This is a genomic window from Halopenitus malekzadehii (genome assembly GCF_900108505.1).
Taxonomy (GTDB): Archaea; Halobacteriota; Halobacteria; order Halobacteriales; family Haloferacaceae; genus Halopenitus; species Halopenitus malekzadehii.
Map to the genome: position 1 here is coordinate 1,008,810 of NZ_FNWU01000001.1, position 16,471 is coordinate 1,025,280.

Sequence of the window (16,471 nt, forward strand, 5' to 3'; positions counted from 1 at the left end):
TCGACAGTCCGCTGGGGTCACGCTTGCGCTGGAGTCAAACCTTTGAGTCGGCCGCCCCCATCTCCCAGTATGTTCGGCCGCGATCCGATCGAGATGACCTGGGAAGACGTCGGGTTTCTCCATTGGCCCGTCGATCCCGCCACCGTGGCGGATCGACTACCGGACCGGCTCGAAGTCGCGACCGTCGACGGGGACGCCTACCTCGGCGTCGTTCCCTTCGTGATGCGCGACATCCGGATACGGGGACTCCCGATCGGACTCTCGTTCGTCGAACTCAACCTTCGAACCTACGTCGACGGCCCGGCCGGACCGGGTGTCTACTTCCACTCGCTGGACGCCGACGATCCGATCGGTGTCGCGATCGCACGGACGCTATTTGCGCTGCCGTACTACCGCGCCGACACGTCGGTTAGGCACGAGATCGCCACCGGGGCCCGGTCGGGCGCGAGGCCGAATATGGGGACGGAGCCAGCCGCCGAGACAACGCCGGAAGCAGCCACGCCGAACGAGAACGTGTCCGGAGTCGTCGAGCCATCGATCACGGCGGTTCACGTTCGGAGTCGGCGCACGCACGGCGGCGCGGACCCTGCCGACTTCGACGCGACCGTTCATCCGACCAGCCCCGAAACCGGCGGCCCGACCACGCCCGAGCCTGAAACGCGGGCGGCGTTTCTCACCGAGAACTACCGGTTTTACGCCACAGCGGGGGACGCAGCGCTACTTCCGAGCGGACTCTACTGCGGGGAGATCGACCACGAGCCCTGGCCCCTGCGGGAGGCGAGTGCGGAGATCCGGGCCAACGCGCTGTTCGCGGCGAACGGGTACGACCGTCCGGATGGCGATCCCCTGGTTCATTACTGTCGATCGCTTTCGGTCACTGCCGACCGGATCCGCCGAGTGTGAGAGCAATGAGTATGCGGGCAATGAGTGTGAGAGCAATGAGTATGCGGGCAATGAGTGTGAGAGCAATGAGTATGCGGGCGATGAGTATGCGGGCGTCAGGTGCGATAGTCCGGCGTCGGCGTGGCCTACGGGAACAGACCACGGTACTCGTGGGCACGCGCGATCCGCTCAAGCGCGATCGTGTACGCTGCGGTCCGGAGATCCGGAACGTCGCCCTGGTCGTACCGCTCGATGGTCTCGTCGAAGGCCGAGCCGATCCGCCGCTCGAGTTCGGCATTGACCGTCTCGAGGGGCCAGGAGAACTCCTGGGAGTTCTGGACCCACTCGAGGTAGGAAACGATGACGCCGCCGGCGTTCGCGAGGATGTCCGGCACGATCTGCACGTCGCGCTGGGAGAGCACCTCGTCGGCCGCGACCGTGGTCGGCCCGTTGGCGGCCTCGACGATCGCGTTCGCTCGGACCCGGTCGGCGTTCTCGGCGGTGATGACGCCCTCGACGGCCGCGGGGATGAGCACGTCGACGTCGAGTTCGAGCAGGTCGGCGTTGGATATCTGCTCGGGCTCGTCCCACTGTGTGCGCTCCGCGCCCTTGAGATCGCCGGCGGTGTACTCCTCGATCAGCCCGCCGGCGTCGACGTGCGCGCCGAGCGTCGGGACGTCGAGCCCGTCGGGATCGTAGGCCGCACCGGTCACGTCCGAGGTTGCCACGATCCGCGCGCCGGCGTCATCGAGCAGCCGCGCGGCGTGTGACCCCACGTTGCCGAACCCCTGGACGGCGACCGTCGCGTCGCCGAGGTCGTCCTCCAGATACTCGAAGAGACGCTCGGTGACGATGGAGACTCCCCGGCCGGTCGCGGCCACGCGTCCGGGCGTCCCGCCGATCTCGAGGGGCTTGCCCGTGACGACCTTCGGGACCGTGTATCCCTCGTACATCGAGTAGGTGTCCATCATCCAGGCCATCGTCTGCGGGTTCGTGTTCATATCCGGCGCCGGCACGTCGGTCTCGGGGCCGATCAGCCGACGAATCCCCTCGGTGTACCGCCGGGTGAGCCGTTCGAGGTCGTTGTCGGTGAGATCCTTGGGCTCACAGATGACGCCGCCCTTGGCGCCTCCGTACGGAAGGTCCACTAGGGCGCACTTCCAGGTCATCCAGCCCGCGAGGGCCTCGACCTCCCGCTGGGTGACGCTTGGGTGGTAGCGGACCCCGCCTTTGAACGGACCGCGGGCGCTGTCGAACTGGCACCGATACCCCTCGAACACTTCCACGCCTCCCGATTCGAGCTCGACCGGGAGCGTCACCTTGAGCGTCCGCTCGGGGTATTTGAGCCGCTCGAACACGCCGTGGTCGACGTCGGCGTACGCCTCGGCGCGGTCCATCTGGGCGAGCATGTTCTCGAACGGATCGTCGTTGCCCATATCCCGAGTGCAGCATCCCCCCCGAAATCAGTTTCGGGTATCTTCGGTTGTGACAATTATTGCCAGTCCACGGTTCAGCAGTCATCTCGGTCGAGCGTCGTCGCCGGTTCGGTGCGAACGGGGCGGTCGCCGCCTCCCGAGACTTATATCCGACGCCGAACAAGCCGGGGGTATGGCTGCCGACCCCACCTCCGACTCCGCGGCCGAGTCGCCACCCCCGGATCCGGCGACCGTCACCCGTCGACTCGACGGCCGGATCCGCGTCGTGTGGATCCTCCGTTCGGTCCTGATCGCCGCTCTCCTCGCCGGCCTCACGGTCGCCATCGGCCGGTTCGTCGAAACGCCGCGGTGGCTGCCTGCCCTGGTCGGCGGCCTCACGCTGGCGCTGGCGGTTCCGTACGCGATCGTCCGATACCGGCGCTGGTCGTACGCCATCCGCGAGGACGCGCTGTACCTCGATCGTGGGGTCATCACCCGCGTTCGAACGGTGGTGCCGCTCGTCCGGATCCAACACGTCGACTCCCGCCGCGGCCCGGTCGAACGAGCCACCGGCTTGGCGTCCTGCGTGGTGTATACGGCCGGATCGCGCGGCGCCGACGTCCGGATCCCGGGGTTGACCCCCGAGGACGCCGACGACGTCCGCGAGACGCTCAAACGGCTCGCGATCCGTGCCGACGGGGAGGACGCGGTGTGAAACTGTCCCCGCTCTCGATCCCGTACCGCGCCCTTCAGAAGGCGTCGACGGTCCTCGTCGCGCTGTTTTTCCTCGGCACGTCCGGGACGGTCGATGGTGTCGTCACGATCGGCATCGGCGTGCTGGTCGCGGCAGCCGCGCTCGCCTACGAGACCGCCTATTATCGGCGGTTCGAGTACGAGTGTACTCTCGACACGTTCGACATCGCGTCCGGCGTGATCTCCCGGCGTGATCGGGAGATCCCGTACGGACGGATCCAGAACGTCGACGTCTCCCGGAACGTCCTCCAGCGGCTTCTCGGCATCGCCGCCGTCGATCTCGAAACCGCCGGTGGGTCCTCCACCGAGGGCGCGATCCGGTACGTGGCCGCCTCGCGGGCGACCGATCTCCAGCGGGAGATCCGGCGACGAAAGGCGACACGAGCTGACGAACGGTCGGCGGCGCAGGAAGCCGACCGGCGGGCCAGCGATCTGGATTCCGCCGATGGCTCGAAGCCTCCCGTGCCGACCGAGGACCCGGAAACGGAGCTGTTCACCCTCTCGCCTGCGGAACTGGCTCTCGTCGGTGCGCTCTCGTTCGATCCACGGCTGATCGGCCTCCTGGCGTTCGTCGGCTCCGGGTCGGTCCCCGTTCTCTCGGGGTTTCTGCCGTCGACGACCGCTTTCGTCGTCACGATCACCGGGGTCATCGCCCTCGGGCTGTTGCTCGTGGCCTCCTGGATGGTCGGCGCGGCGGTCGCCATCACCAACTACTACGGGTTCCGGTTGACCCGGACGGGTGACGACCTTCGGTACGAGCGAGGGCTGTTCAAACGGTACTCCGGGTCGATCCCGACCGACAAGGTGCAGAGCCTGACGATCACCGACAACCCGGCGAAACGGCTGGCTGGATACGCGACGCTGACGATCGAAACGGCGGGCTATGCCCCCGGACAGGGCGGCACGTACGGTAGCCAAGCGGCCGTACCGCTTGCTCGCCGCGATCGGGTTCGCGAGCTGGCGCGTGAGATCGAGGCGTTCGACGACCCCGACTTCCGGCGACCGCCTGCGCGTGTTCGCGTTCGATACGCGATCCGATACGTCGCGATCGTCGTGGCCCTCACCGCGATCGCGTTCGGCGCCGATCGGTTCGTTGCCGCCACGATACCGTGGTACGTCACGGCGGCGCTCGTTCCCGTTGCCGTGATCGCGGCCCACTACAAGTGGGTTCACCGCGGCTACTGGCTCGGCGAGAACCACCTTCTCACGCGTGTCGGGTTCTGGAAGCGGAAGACGCGTGTGGTTCCCTACTACCGGATCCAGACGCTGATCGACGCACGAACCGTGTTCCAGCGTCGATGGCGGATCGCGACGGTCGTCGCCGATACCGCCGGCTCCAGCGGGTTCATCGGGCGCGATGCCGCCGCGTTGGACGTCGACGCCGCCGACGCCGATCGACTCCGCGCGGACCTCTCCGACCGGCTGCGAACGGCGCTGGCTGAACGGCGTGGTCGCGGGAGCTCGAACGCTACACCCACCGATGTGACGGCCGATCCGGAGCGTCCGCCGGTCGAAAACGAAACGGGGACACCGGACGTTGATCGGTCAGCGGGCGATGGCGAGTTTCGGTGGGTCACGGACGAGACTCAGTCAGCGGCCGACGCATACTCATCGGAGACGGGTTCCAACGCTGACGTGGATCCAGACGCCGACGCGGATCGGCACTCCGACGCGGATCCCGACGCTGATGGGAATTCCGACGACGAACGGTGACCGTACCCCTCACTCGGTTCGCGGGAGCAACCGCGCCCCGACGGCGAGCGTGAGAACGGCGATCGCCGCGAGCACGGCCAGATCCCCGGCCCACGGCCCGCCGTCGTAGGTGATCGCTCGCACGCCGCGCGCGAAGTAGGTCAACGGTGAGACCGCGACGGCCGGCAGAAACCACCCCGGGAGCAGCGACGGCGGGACGAAGGTCTCGGACAGGAAGAGAAGCGGGAGGGCGATCGTGTTGCTGGCGGCGATCACCCCGTCCTGCGTGTCGGCCACCGATCCGAGGACCGCGCCCACGCCACAGAACGCCGCCACGCCGACGGCGACGAACGCGGCAACGGCCGCCAACGCGGGAGTGATGCGAACGGCGGCGTCGGTAACGAGCAACACGAGTCCGAAGACGAGCAGACTTGCAACGCCGATGATCGCGACGTTCACGAGCGTGTGTGCGAGCAACCACTCGACTCGGGTCAGCGGCGTGGTCGCCAGTTTTTCGAACCGGTTCCCGTCACGATGGCGGGCGATCTCGGAGCCGACCCGCGAGAGGGGGGTGAAGAGGACGACGACGCCGATGTAGCCGGGGAGGTAGTAGCCGGCCGGCTCGGCGAACAGGCCGCCGCCGGTCGGCTGTGTCCGGACCAGCGCCCCGAAGATCACCACGAGGATCACCGGGAAGAAGAACGTGAAGAAGACCGCCGTTCGCCGCCGCAGGAACGATCGGGCCGCCGCGATCGTCTCCGACCGAATCCGACGCAGGCGGCTCATCGGCTCCCTCCATCGGTCGCGGCACGCGACGAGGACGGCCCGGATCCGGCGGTCGAGTCGGCGGTGTCGATCGACTCCTCGGTTCCGGTGGGACGGTACGCTTCACCCGTGAGTTCGAGGTAGACGTCCTCGAGCGACGGCTCGCTCCAGGACACCGACTCGACGTCGATCCCCGCCGCGGTCAGCGCGTCGAGCACGTCGTTGATCCCCTCGAGCGGAACGTCGTCCACCTCGATCGCCGTCCCGTGAGGTCCGTGGGTCCCATCGGCTGTCTGACCGGCAGTCGGGTCGGCAACCGAGTCGGCGTGTGCCCCCCGCTCCCGGATCTCGAAGTGGGTGTTCGATCGGATCGCGGCGACGCCGGCTTCGCGAGCGGTTGCAGCGTCGGTGGGGCCGTCCGTCTCCGGAATCTCAAGCGTGACCGAGAGCGTGGGGTGCCCGCCGTACTCCGCGATCAGGGACGTCGGCGAACCGACGGCGACGATCGTCCCCTCACGCATCAACCCGACGCGATCGGCGAGTTGCTCGACCTCACTCATCGCGTGGCTCGTCAGGAAGACCGTCGTTCCGGCCGCGGCGGCCGCCCGGATCACGCGGTGGATGTCCCGGCGACCGGCGGGATCGATGCCGGTCGTGGGCTCGTCCAGAAAGAGCACGTCCGGGTCGTTGACCAGCGCGGTCGCCACACACGCGCGCCGTCGCTGTCCCCCCGAGAGCGTTTCATACCAGGCGTCCGCGTCCGACTCCAGCCCCACGTCGGCCAGGACGGCATCGACGTCGCGGGCATCCGTGTACAGCCCGGCATAGTACGACACCAGTTCACGGGCCGTGAGCCGCCCGGGTGGATCGAACGACTGCGGAAGCAGGCCGATCCGTTCCGGATCGACCGCCGCCGGCTGGGTCCCCAGGACGCGCACGGTTCCGTCGACCGACGTCGTCCCGGTGAGCGCTCTGACCAGCGTGGTCTTGCCGGCGCCGTTCGGACCGATGAGCCCGAACACCTCGCCGCGACCGACCGCGAGGTCGGCCCCCGAAAGTGCCGTCACGTCGCCGTAGGACTTGTGCACGTCGGCGGCGTGCAGGACCGGCTCGCCGTCGTCGGCCCGTCCGCCGTCGTTGGTTCCGCCGCCCGTATCGGCAGTCGTCCCGCCACCGCTCCCGTCGGCGTCGGAATCGGTTCTCATACCCGTCGGTCGGAGTCGAGTCCGCCTAAGGGATTCGCTTTCCCGAATCGAGATGGACGTCACGATGGAGGACGCGGCTCCGATGCGGGGCGAATACGCCGAGGCTACACGACGAGCGAGTCGAAGACGACGGCCAGCAACACGAGCCCGAGATACGCGTTCGACGCGTGGAACGCGCGGAACGCCGCCGTTTCCGTCTGTTCGTAATGAAGCCTGACGACGGCCCACAGAAAGACCGCGCCGAGCGCGACGCCGACCACGAGGTAGACGACCCCCAGCGCGTCGGCGGTCGCGGCGAGGACCGCCGCGGCCACGAGCGTCGCACCCAGGTACCACAGGATGTGTCGACGCGTCGTCGTCCCGCCGCGGACGACCGGCATCATCGGGAAGCCGCCGCGCTCGTAGTCGTCGCGGTACGCCAACGCGAGGTTGTAGAAGTGCGCCGGCGTCCACAGGAAGATGAGCGCGGCCAACAACAACCCGCCGCCGCCGATCTCGCCGGTGACGGCCGCCCAGCCGATCAACGCTGGCAGCGATCCCGCGGCCCCGCCGATGACGGTGTTCTGGACGGTGTTCGGCTTCAATACCAACGTGTAAACGACGCTGTAGAACGCGATCGCGGTGACCCCGAGCGCCGCCGCAAGCGGGTTCACCAGCCAGAACACCCCCACCGAGATCACCGTCAGCGACAGGCCGAAGGCGATCGCGTGGCTGACCGGGATCAGATCGAGCGCGAGCGGTCGATCGGCGGTTCGTTGCATCCGCTTGTCGACGTCGCGCTCGAACACGTGATTGAACGTCCCCGAGGCGCCGATCGCCAGCGATCCGCCGACCAGGGTGAAGGCGATGGTTCGCGGCGTGAACGCCGCTCCGTCGACCATTCCGTCCGCAAGCGCCATCGCTGCCGCGGCGACGAGACACAGCAGCCACATCAACCGGGGTTTCATCAGCCGGAAATACGCCCGTGCGGTCGCCACCCGTCGCGGCCAGCCACCGGCCGGGATGGACGGGGATTCGGAGGCGGAGGCGGAGGCGTCGTCGGTGTCGGGGTCGAGGGATACGGTCGGGTTGGCGTCGCCGGTCGAACCGGGCTCAACGACGGGATCGTCGTGGACGGATCCGGCCGGCGTCGGGTCCTCGTCGGGATCCCCGGTTTCGGCCTCGAGCCACCACGTCAGTGCCGCCAGCGACGTGACAAAGATGGCGATCCCCGTCACCAGATGTAGCACCGAGACGGATCGCGTGATGTCCGTGGTCGCGATGTAGGCACCGAACCCCGCCTGTATCGGGTACGCGAGAAGGACGAGCGCCGTCGCGGCTTTGACCCGGGTCGCGGCGCGGTCGCGAAAGACCGCCACCGCCGCAGCGACCACGAGAAGGCCGACGACGATCGCGGCCACGCGGTGCCCGATCGCGATCCACCCGATCGGGTCCGTCGGCGTCGTGTATCCGGTTCCACACGCCGGCCAGGCGGCACAGGCGGTGGTCGCGTCCGAGAGAGCCGTCGTCGCGCCGACGACCAACAGGAGATAGATCCCGATCGTCGCGGCCGAGAGCAGCGTCGGGACGCGGTCGGATACGGTCACTGATCCCGGCTTCGAGTCGGCCACATATATCTCCCGCGCTTTGGCGAACGTCTCCCGAGTCGATCCGCCGGGTCGATCGGTCCGAGCGAGCGATCCTCAGGACGCCCTACCGGTCAACGTCGCCGCCGCGCTCGGCGAGGATCCGGTCGATGATGGCGCCCGTGGAGAGGACCTCGTCCGCGTATTGCTGCTCCCGAGGACTGGCTCGCTCGACGCGGCAGTCGATCCCCCGGCCCGCGAGCTGCTCGGCGATCGCCTCCCGGTCGTGGTGCTGGTCGTATCCGAGGACGATGACGTCCGGATCGAGCCGTTCGACGGGGACGAAGATGTCGGATTCGTGGCCGAGATGGGTCGTGTCGACCGCGGCAAGGGCGTCGACCATCTCCCGTCGCTGTTCGTCCGAAAGGATCGGCGGACGCTTGTGGGTCACGTTCGCCGCCCGAGCCACGATGACGTGCAGTTCCTCGCCGTAGGTCGCGGCGTCCTCGAGGTAGTGAACGTGTCCGGGATGCAGGAGATCGAAGGTGCCCTGTGCGAGGACGCGGGTCACCGAAACCACCCGCCGGCGTCGTCCCCGTCGTTTGCGTCGTCATCGCGGTCGGAGCGGCGCGTCTCCCCGTTCTCGGCGTCCGTCGCCGTGTCGACGTCGACGCCTTCCGCCTCCAGTTCCCGATCGATGTCCGCCTGCGTGAAGTCGAAGAAGTGTGACTCCGGTAGATCGACGTCGAGTACGTCGATCGTCGTCGGATCGCCCTCGTTGTCGAAGACCCGCCAGTCGCCCCACTTGTAGGGTGCGCCGACGATGATGTGGATCTGTCCCTGTCCGAACGTCGCCAGATCGGCCGCGCTCGGACGGAGCGCTCCGTTCGGGTGGGAGTGAACCGATCCGACCGATTGGACGTCGTTCGGCTTCATGTTCGTTCGCACGGTCGCGCTGACCGGGTTCGACTCCGTCCCCGGAATCACGAGGACGTCCGTGATAACCTGTCCGGATCGGTCCGTATCCAGGTCGAGCTTGCGTGCGTCCTCCGCGCGGAGGAATCCCATATACTCGTTCGGGTGCGTGTCCTCGCACGCCTCGAGGATGAACTCCATCGTCTCCCGGGCGATCCCGAGAAGTTCGTCCGACCGGAACAGGCGCATACGTCGCCCTCCGAGCCGTCGATTCAAAGGGATTCCGGAGTCATCGCCCGCCGGCACACCGACACGCACGCGCGAAACCGAAGATAACAAGCTTAACACCGGCTCGTCCGCAACCGATCGGTATGACCGACCAGACCGCCGGGGATTCCGGCACGCGGGACGATTCGAGTCCCGAACCCGAGGCCGAACACGCCGAGGGGACCGACGCGTTCGAGTACGTCGACGATGCCGATGTGGGAACCGCTTCCGACGCGACCCTCGAGGACGACGTTCCCGCCGACCCCGACGCGAGCCCAGAGGACGACCGGCCGGTCGTCTACGACCTCGCACCGGACTGCACACGCGTCGACGTCGAGACGGGCGCCTACTATCACGCCGAAGTCAACGGCGTCGTGGAGTACGGCGTCTTCGTCGACGTTTCGGATGCGGTCTCCGGACTCGTTCACGAATCGAATCTCGCGGGCGACTATGACGTCGGCGATCGGCTCGTCGTCGACCTCGAGGAGATACGGGAGAACGGCGACATCGCCTTCGACGACGTGTCGCTGACCGACTACCGAACCGAGATAATCGAGCACGAACCTGCCATCACGCGTGTTCGCGGCCTCGAACCGGCGACGAACGTCACGATCGAGGGTGAGGTCGTGCAGGCCAAACAGACCGGTGGGCCGACGATCTTCGCCGTCTCCGACGCCTCCGGGATCGTCTCCTGTGCCGCCTTCGAGGAGGCGGGCGTTCGGGCGTACCCCGAGATCTCCGTCGGCGACCTCGTCCGGGTCGGCGGTGACGTCGAGATCCGGGAGGATGCCATCCAGATCGAGGTCGAGTCGATGACGCCGATCTCCGGCGATCGAAACGGCGAGGCTCGAGCGCGGCTGGAGTCGGCGATCGAGGAGCGGGCCGAGCCCCGCGATGTCGATCCGCTCGTGGAGTGGGACGCGTTCGCCCCGATCCGGGAGGACCTCCGCGACCTCGCCAGGCTGTTGCGGCGGACCGTTCTTGAGGGGCGACCGATCCGGGTCCGTCACCACGCCGACGGCGACGGAATGTGTGCAGCGATCCCGGTCCAACACGCGCTCGAAAACTTCGTGCAGACGGTCCACGAGGACCTGGACGCGCCGCGACACCTGTTCAAGCGGCTGCCCAGCAAGGCGCCCTACTACGAGATGGAGGACGTCACCCGCGACCTCAACTTCGCGCTGGACGGCCAGGCGCGCCACGGCCAGAAGCTTCCGTTCCTGCTGATGCTCGACAATGGGTCGACCGAGGAGGACGTCCCAGCCTACGAGAATCTCGCCCACTACGACATCCCGATCGCGGCCGTCGACCACCACCATCCGGACCCGGAGGCGGTCGAGCCGCTGTTGGACGCCCACGTCAACCCGTACCTCTACGACGAGGATTACCGGATCACCACCGGGATGATGTGTGTCGAGCTCGCCCGACTGATCGATCCCACGATCGACGGCGAGTTGAACCACGTTCCGGCGGTCGCCGGCCTCTCCGACCGGTCGAAGGCAGAGACGATGAGCGACTACCTCGAGCTGGCCGACGCGGCCGGCTACGACCGCGACGACGTCCTCGACATCGGCGAGGCGCTCGATTACGCCGCCCACTGGCTCCGCTATTCGGAGGGCAAAACGCTCGTCAACGACGTCCTGAACGTCGGCTGTGAGGACGCCGATCGACACGAGCGTCTCGTGGAGTTCCTCTCGGAACGCGCCGAACGCGACGTCGACCGGCAGCTCTCGGCGCTCGATGGCCACGTCGAACACGAGCGTCTCGCCTCCGAAGCACATCTCTACCGCATCGACCTCGACGAGTACGCCCACCGGTTCACCTACCCCGCGCCGGGGAAGACCACCGGCGAGCTTCACGACACCCGGGTCCAGGAGACCGGCGATCCGGTGATAACGATCGGCTACGGCCCGGACTTCGCCGTCCTGCGCTCGGACGGCGTCAGACTCGACATCCCGCGGATGGTCACCGAACTGAACGATGAGCTTCCGGAGGCAGGCGTCTCGGGCGGCGGTCACCTCGTCGTCGGCTCCATCAAGTTCGTGAAGGGTCGGCGAGAGGAGGTCATCGAGTCGCTCGTCGAGAAGATGGCCGACGCCGAGATCGACGAGGCGCTCTCCTCGGCGACAGTCCTCGAGGAGTAGGTCGGTACCCCGCCGTCGACGACGCGTGACGGGTTGCTGTTCGGGTTCCGCAGACATCTGTTTTCACTTGATCCGTACCGGATCCGTCGTGAGTCTCACGCGAACGCCACCCGTCGACGGACCAGCACCAGCGCCGCGCCGCCGACGGTCACGAGTCCCCCCGTGATTCCGATCGGGAACCGGACGCTGCCGCCGCGCCAGTCGGCGACGAACACCCTGTGGAAGTAGTCCGCGGCCGTGGCGCTCTCGAACGCGACCAGTACCTCGCGGTTCCGGGTCGCGGCTGACGGGTTCCAGTTGAGACTCCCGACGACGACGGTGTCGTCGGCGACGAGACCTTTAGCGTGGATCTTCGCGTATCGGCTCCGGGGTTCGGTCACCGCAACCGACAGCGGGATCGAGTCGGCGGCGGCTCGGGCGTTCAGCCGCGCGGCGAGCGCCTCGTTCTGCTCCGCGTCGTACCACGCGTTCGAGAGGAGGAGACGACTGTCGACGCCTCGCTCGGCCGCTCGAATGACCGCGTTCAACAGCCGCCACTCGGGGCCGTCGCTTCGGGGGACGGTCACGAGCACGCGCTCGTCGGCGGCGTCGATCCGCTCGACGATCTCGTCGGCCGCGTTCTCAGGGGCGAGCAGCAGCTCGACGTTCGAGGCGGTCGTCCGGTGGGGTTCAAACCGCGTCGGATAGGTCCCGTTGGCGCGTCCCCCTTCGTGGGTGGTCACGGTTTCGCGGGCCCGTCGCCACGGCACCGCGTCGATCGCGGTCGCATCCCGGTCGAACACCGACGCAAGCTCGTCGGCAAACCCGCGGTCGAACACGGTGACGCCCCAGCCGCGGTTCCCCGCGCCACCGGTTCCGGAGGGCTTCCAGTTCTCGGTGAGAACGACCGCTCGACCGTCGACGACCGCGTACTTCGGGTGGTGGTAGGCGAACCGGGATCGCGGTCCAGCCAGGACGCGTGGTTCGATCCCGGCCGCGGCGAGGCGATCCAGCGTTCGCGCGGTCTCCGCGGAGAACCCGCCGACCGGATCGCCCTCGACGAGAACCCGAACCGTCACGCCGCGCCGGTGCGCCTCGATCAGCTCGTCGGCGATCCGCGTCGACGAGAACGTGTAGCCGGCGAGAAACAGCCGGTCTTCGGCCCCCTCGATCGCCGATAGCGGCGCGTCGCTCGCGTCCGGGAGGACGAACGCCTCCACCGTCGCGGAGCGGTTCGCCGGGTCGGCGGACGGATCGATGCTGTCGGAGCCGTGCGGTCGGTACCCGTACGGACGCCACCCGTTGCCGCGGAGTCCCTCCCACGACCGGTTCCAGACCTCGGCCTCCCGAGCCCGTTCGTAGGCGACGACGTCGACCGGCTCGCCGTCATAGGCGAGGACGATCCGGTCGCCGGATGCCGACAACGGAAAATACCCGGGCAACCGGTGAACGAGAACGTCGACGTGGATGCTTGCGGCATTCGGCGCCGTACTCAGGGCGATCCGACCGGAGACGTTCGACGGGAGCCGCGTGTCGTAGTAGCCGTCCGAGAGGGTCCAGTTCCCGGCGACCGGCAGGTCGACGATCAGGTATTCACCCTCGTTACCCGCCGCGATCGGGTTCGGATACAGTTCGACGATGACTCCACCGGAGGCGACCGAGGTGTTCTTCCGATCCGTGACGGTCCCCGTCGCTCCACCACCGGTGGTCGCCGTTTCCCCGTCCACGGTCTTGCTCGGCGCCAGCGTCGTCGATTCTGACGCGCCGGCGGCGGCCGTCGGGACGCTCACGCCGCCGATCGCCGCTCCAAGCAGGAGCGCGACGACGAGGAGGAGACGGCACCACCGCGGGCCAGTCGATGTGGCATCGATCGAACGCACGGGACGTCTGGCGCGGTTTCGCTTATAAACATCCGGAGAAGAAACGAGGGCAAAAAACCGAACGGCTTACGCGGGCGTTGCAGCGGTCTCGAGGGCCGTTTCGGCCTTCTCGGCCTCGGTTTGAACGATGAAGACGCGTTCGCCGGTGTACTCGGCGACCGCCTCGAGGGCGTCCGTCGTCCCGATCTGGCGTAGCGCCCACGCGGCCGCGGCGCGGACGTCGTCTGAGTCGTCGGACTCGAGAGCCTCCGCCAGGGGTTCGATCGCGCGTGCGTCGCCGAGGAGTCCGAGCGCACGGGCCGCGTACGGGCGAACCTGATCGTTCTCCATCTCGAGTTTGTTCGCGAGCGGCTGGACGGCCTCGGTCGCGCCGATCTCGCCGAGCGCCTTGAACGTCACCTTCTGGAGCTGCGGGTCCGAGTCCTCGTCGACGTACTCGACCAACGTCTCGGTGGCTTCCGTGGCCGCCATCTTGCCGAGGATCCGGATCGCCGGCTTCTCGCGTTTGCCGGCCCGCTGGAGCATCCGGTCGACTGCGTCGTCGGTCGCCGCGCGTTTGCCCATCCGTTCGAGGGCCTCGAGGCAGTGTCGTTCCATGAACTCCGACTGGAAGGCGTCGAGCGCGAGGAGGATCATCTCGACGTTGCCCTCCTGTTCGTGGACCTTCAGCGCGGACCACTCAACCGGATAGTCCTTGTAGTGGCCGAGCACGTCGTAGAATCCCTGCGCTTGCAGCTGTTCGTTCGTCTTCAGGTCGTCCCACTCCTCGGCGGCCTCCAGGTCGTCCGATAGCGTCTCGACGCTCGCCACGAGCGCGTCGATCGTGTCGGCGTCCGCGTCCGCATCGAGGTCGGCGTCCGCGACCGCCTCGGCGATGGACTCGAGGGTCAACACGAGCGCCTCGACGTCGTCGGTCTCGGGCTCGACGTCGACGTCGATCTCGTCCGCGACGTCGGCAGCGAACGACTCGATCGCGGCCTCGATATCGACGGTGCCGGCGTCGGTCCATTCCGTGTTCTCGATCGTCTCGATCGCCGTTTCGATGGACGCGACGACGTCTCCGGCGTAGGGACCACGAGCGTCCTCGAGGTCGGCTCGGAGGTCATCGATCCGGGACTCGAGCGCTTCCTGGGGATCCGCGGCCTCTTCGTCCTCATCGTTCTCGTCCTCGGTCTCCGCGTCTCCCAGGTCGGCGTCGGTGAGCGACGATTCGGCGTCATCGAGAAGCGCCTCGACGTCGTCGAGATCCGCCTCCGTCTCGGCGTCCGCCAATAGCGTCTCGATCTCGTCGAGATACTCGTTCAGGCTCTCCTCGGTGGCGTCCTCGGGGAGTTCGGGTGCCGCCGCGTCCTGTTCCGTTGACGCCTCCTCGGGGGCGTCGTCCGCGTCGTCCTCGCCGTTGCTCATATACCGAAACTGCGCGCGTAGTCCATTAAGTCGTTTCCCTTCGCCCGTCGTTGTGGGTGGCCACCACGAACCGACGAGTGCCACGTGTGGTCGCGGTCGACTGTCGTCCCGTGGATCGCTATCGTTCGGGTTCGACGGCGAGATCGGTCGCGATCCAGCCGTCGGGGTTATTGGCTTCGGAGAAGACACGTTTCCCTGGAGAGGTGCGAGAGACCGTGACTGCCGGGCGTGAGCACGTTTCAGCCGGATCGTGGTCGTTTCGTCGATCGCCGTCACCGACGACGGTCCCGTCGACCGGCGTCGGTCGATCGGTGTCGGTCCCGTTCCCAGGGGGCATTATCGGTCCGTATTTCGCTCGAACACATAATGGTTTTGGTCGGCCTAAATGATCGGGGGGCCAGGGACAACCCGGTGGTTCGGTGCGTCTCTCGGCAGCGATCGGTGCGACTTACCGTTCCGGAACCGTTGGTCCGATATGCCGTCGTTGTTCTCCCCGGTCACGCTCCGGGATACCGAGATACGGAACCGCGTGATGGTATCACCGATGTGCCAGTACTCCGCCAAAAACGGGTTTCCGACGGAGTGGCATCGGGTCCACTTGGGATCCCGCGCGGTCGGCGGTGCCGGGATCGTGATGACTGAGGCGACCGCCATCGAACCACGGGGGCGGATCTCCCCGCAGGACCTCGGAATCTGGTCGGACGACCACGCAGAGGCACTCGAGCCAATAACCTCGTTCATCCGGTCGCAAGGGGCGACGCCCGGGATCCAGCTCGCACACGCCGGCCGGAAGGCCTCGACCACGCGACCCTGGGAGGGACACGCCCCGCTCGGGCCCGAGGAGGGCGGCTGGGAGACGATCGCCCCGAGCGGGCCGTATCCCTATCCGGACGCCGAGCCGCCGCGCACGCGGACGATGGATCACGACGACATCACGGACGTGATCGACGCGTTCGTCGCCACGGCCGAACGGGCTCGCGACGCCGGTTTCGAGATCGCGGAGGTCCACGCCGCCCACGGTTACCTGCTTCACGAGTTCCTCTCCCCCGTCGCAAACGATCGGGACGACGAGTACGGCGGAAGCTTCCGGAACCGAACGCGGTTGACGCGGGAGGTGACCGCGGCGGTCCGGGACGTCTGGCCCGACGACAAGCCGGTCTTCGTCCGGGTCTCCGCGACCGACTGGCTCCCCGACCGTGCGGCGTGGGACCTCGCGGACTCGATCCGGCTGGCGCCGGCGCTGGCCGAGGCGGGTGCGGACCTGATCGACGTCAGCAGCGGCGGAACCCATCCGGATCAGCAGGTCCCCGAGTCCGGACCGGGCTACCAGGTTCCGTACGCCGAGTCGATCCGTGAGGACACCGACGTGCCGGTCGCGGCGGTCGGCAAGGTGACCGAGCCGACCCACGCCGACGCGCTCGTGCGGAACGGACGTGCGGACGTGGTCGCGCTCGGCCGGGAACACCTCCGCCATCCGCAGTGGGCGCTCGAGGCGGCCCACGAACTCGGCGCCGAGATCGAATGGCCGGTCCAGTATAGTCGCGCCCGCTTCGAGTAGCCTCGTCATCTCCCCACCCACTTTTGGTGTGGGACGACGTATCC

General features: G+C 67.7%; 14 protein-coding genes. 5 read left to right on the plus strand and 9 right to left on the minus strand.

Features of this window, described 5'->3' with window-relative positions:
• Window positions 1-69: 69 nt before the first annotated feature.
• A complete protein-coding gene (locus BLW38_RS04990; protein ID WP_092815107.1) occupies window positions 70-903 on the plus strand; it encodes a YqjF family protein in 834 nt (277 codons plus the stop codon).
• A gap of 125 nt (window positions 904-1,028) precedes the next feature.
• Here the strand turns inward: BLW38_RS04990 and BLW38_RS04995 are convergent, their stop codons facing one another.
• Window positions 1,029-2,318: a Glu/Leu/Phe/Val family dehydrogenase gene (locus BLW38_RS04995; protein ID WP_092815110.1), complete on the minus strand. Its 1,290-nt coding sequence runs from the start codon at window positions 2,316-2,318 to the stop codon at window positions 1,029-1,031.
• Between the two features lie 265 nt (window positions 2,319-2,583).
• Here BLW38_RS04995 and BLW38_RS05000 point away from each other — a divergent pair, with 265 nt between their 5' ends.
• Window positions 2,584-3,012, plus strand: coding sequence for a PH domain-containing protein (locus BLW38_RS05000; RefSeq protein ID WP_245710069.1), 429 nt, complete (start codon window positions 2,584-2,586; stop codon window positions 3,010-3,012).
• A complete protein-coding gene (locus tag BLW38_RS05005; RefSeq protein ID WP_092815116.1) occupies window positions 3,009-4,763 on the plus strand; it encodes a PH domain-containing protein in 1,755 nt (584 codons plus the stop codon). Before BLW38_RS05000 ends, BLW38_RS05005 begins: the two co-directional genes overlap by 4 nt.
• Before the next feature lie 9 nt (window positions 4,764-4,772).
• On the opposite strand, the gene BLW38_RS05010 is transcribed toward BLW38_RS05005, so the two are convergent.
• From BLW38_RS05010 to BLW38_RS05030, 5 genes are all read right to left on the minus strand, one after another.
• On the minus strand, window positions 4,773-5,528 hold the full coding sequence (locus BLW38_RS05010; RefSeq protein ID WP_092815119.1) for an ABC transporter permease: 756 nt from the start codon (window positions 5,526-5,528) through the stop codon (window positions 4,773-4,775).
• A complete protein-coding gene (locus BLW38_RS05015) occupies window positions 5,525-6,712 on the minus strand; it encodes an ABC transporter ATP-binding protein (protein ID WP_092815122.1) in 1,188 nt (395 codons plus the stop codon). The genes BLW38_RS05010 and BLW38_RS05015 overlap by 4 nt, the downstream gene beginning before the upstream one ends.
• A gap of 104 nt (window positions 6,713-6,816) precedes the next feature.
• On the minus strand, window positions 6,817-8,298 hold the full coding sequence (gene cyoE, locus BLW38_RS05020; RefSeq protein WP_092815686.1) for a heme o synthase: 1,482 nt from the start codon (window positions 8,296-8,298) through the stop codon (window positions 6,817-6,819).
• A gap of 106 nt (window positions 8,299-8,404) precedes the next feature.
• Window positions 8,405-8,848, minus strand: coding sequence for an adenylyltransferase/cytidyltransferase family protein (locus BLW38_RS05025; RefSeq protein WP_092815125.1), 444 nt, complete (start codon window positions 8,846-8,848; stop codon window positions 8,405-8,407).
• A complete protein-coding gene (locus BLW38_RS05030) occupies window positions 8,845-9,441 on the minus strand; it encodes a Mov34/MPN/PAD-1 family protein (protein WP_092815128.1) in 597 nt (198 codons plus the stop codon). The genes BLW38_RS05025 and BLW38_RS05030 overlap by 4 nt, the downstream gene beginning before the upstream one ends.
• 122 nt (window positions 9,442-9,563) lie before the next feature.
• On the opposite strand from BLW38_RS05030, the gene BLW38_RS05035 reads away from it, so the two are divergent.
• The gene (locus BLW38_RS05035) at window positions 9,564-11,603 is read left to right on the plus strand and encodes a DHH family phosphoesterase (protein WP_092815131.1); all 2,040 of its coding nucleotides are present in this window, start codon (window positions 9,564-9,566) and stop codon (window positions 11,601-11,603) included.
• 95 nt (window positions 11,604-11,698) lie between these two features.
• Here BLW38_RS05035 and BLW38_RS05040 read toward each other — a convergent pair whose 3' ends face one another.
• The 3 genes from BLW38_RS05040 to BLW38_RS05050 form a co-directional block, all read right to left on the minus strand.
• A complete protein-coding gene (locus BLW38_RS05040) occupies window positions 11,699-13,462 on the minus strand; it encodes a phospholipase D-like domain-containing protein (RefSeq protein WP_245710048.1) in 1,764 nt (587 codons plus the stop codon).
• Between the two features lie 66 nt (window positions 13,463-13,528).
• The gene (locus BLW38_RS05045; protein ID WP_092815134.1) at window positions 13,529-14,869 is read right to left on the minus strand and encodes a HEAT repeat domain-containing protein; all 1,341 of its coding nucleotides are present in this window, start codon (window positions 14,867-14,869) and stop codon (window positions 13,529-13,531) included.
• Window positions 14,870-14,987: 118 nt separating this feature from the next.
• Entirely contained in the window at window positions 14,988-15,206 is a 219-nt protein-coding gene (locus tag BLW38_RS05050) for a hypothetical protein (RefSeq protein WP_092815137.1), read from the minus strand.
• Window positions 15,207-15,344: 138 nt separating this feature from the next.
• Here BLW38_RS05050 and BLW38_RS05055 point away from each other — a divergent pair, with 138 nt between their 5' ends.
• A complete protein-coding gene (locus tag BLW38_RS05055) occupies window positions 15,345-16,427 on the plus strand; it encodes an NADH:flavin oxidoreductase/NADH oxidase (RefSeq protein ID WP_092815140.1) in 1,083 nt (360 codons plus the stop codon).
• Window positions 16,428-16,471 lie beyond the last annotated feature (44 nt).

What these genes read in the sequence shown, in the direction of transcription:
- BLW38_RS05045 (WP_092815134.1), bottom strand. Translation starts at nt 14,869, where the DNA reads ATGAGCAACGGCGAGGACGACGCGGACGACGCCCCCGAGGAGGCGTCA.
- BLW38_RS05030 (WP_092815128.1), bottom strand. Translation starts at nt 9,441, where the DNA reads ATGCGCCTGTTCCGGTCGGACGAACTTCTCGGGATCGCCCGGGAGACG.
- BLW38_RS05050 (WP_092815137.1), bottom strand. Translation starts at nt 15,206, where the DNA reads ATGCCCCCTGGGAACGGGACCGACACCGATCGACCGACGCCGGTCGAC.
- BLW38_RS05010 (WP_092815119.1), bottom strand. Translation starts at nt 5,528, where the DNA reads ATGAGCCGCCTGCGTCGGATTCGGTCGGAGACGATCGCGGCGGCCCGA.
- BLW38_RS05035 (WP_092815131.1), top strand. Translation starts at nt 9,564, where the DNA reads ATGACCGACCAGACCGCCGGGGATTCCGGCACGCGGGACGATTCGAGT.
- BLW38_RS04990 (WP_092815107.1), top strand. Translation starts at nt 70, where the DNA reads ATGTTCGGCCGCGATCCGATCGAGATGACCTGGGAAGACGTCGGGTTT.
- BLW38_RS04995 (WP_092815110.1), bottom strand. Translation starts at nt 2,318, where the DNA reads ATGGGCAACGACGATCCGTTCGAGAACATGCTCGCCCAGATGGACCGC.
- BLW38_RS05015 (WP_092815122.1), bottom strand. Translation starts at nt 6,712, where the DNA reads ATGAGAACCGATTCCGACGCCGACGGGAGCGGTGGCGGGACGACTGCC.
- BLW38_RS05055 (WP_092815140.1), top strand. Translation starts at nt 15,345, where the DNA reads ATGCCGTCGTTGTTCTCCCCGGTCACGCTCCGGGATACCGAGATACGG.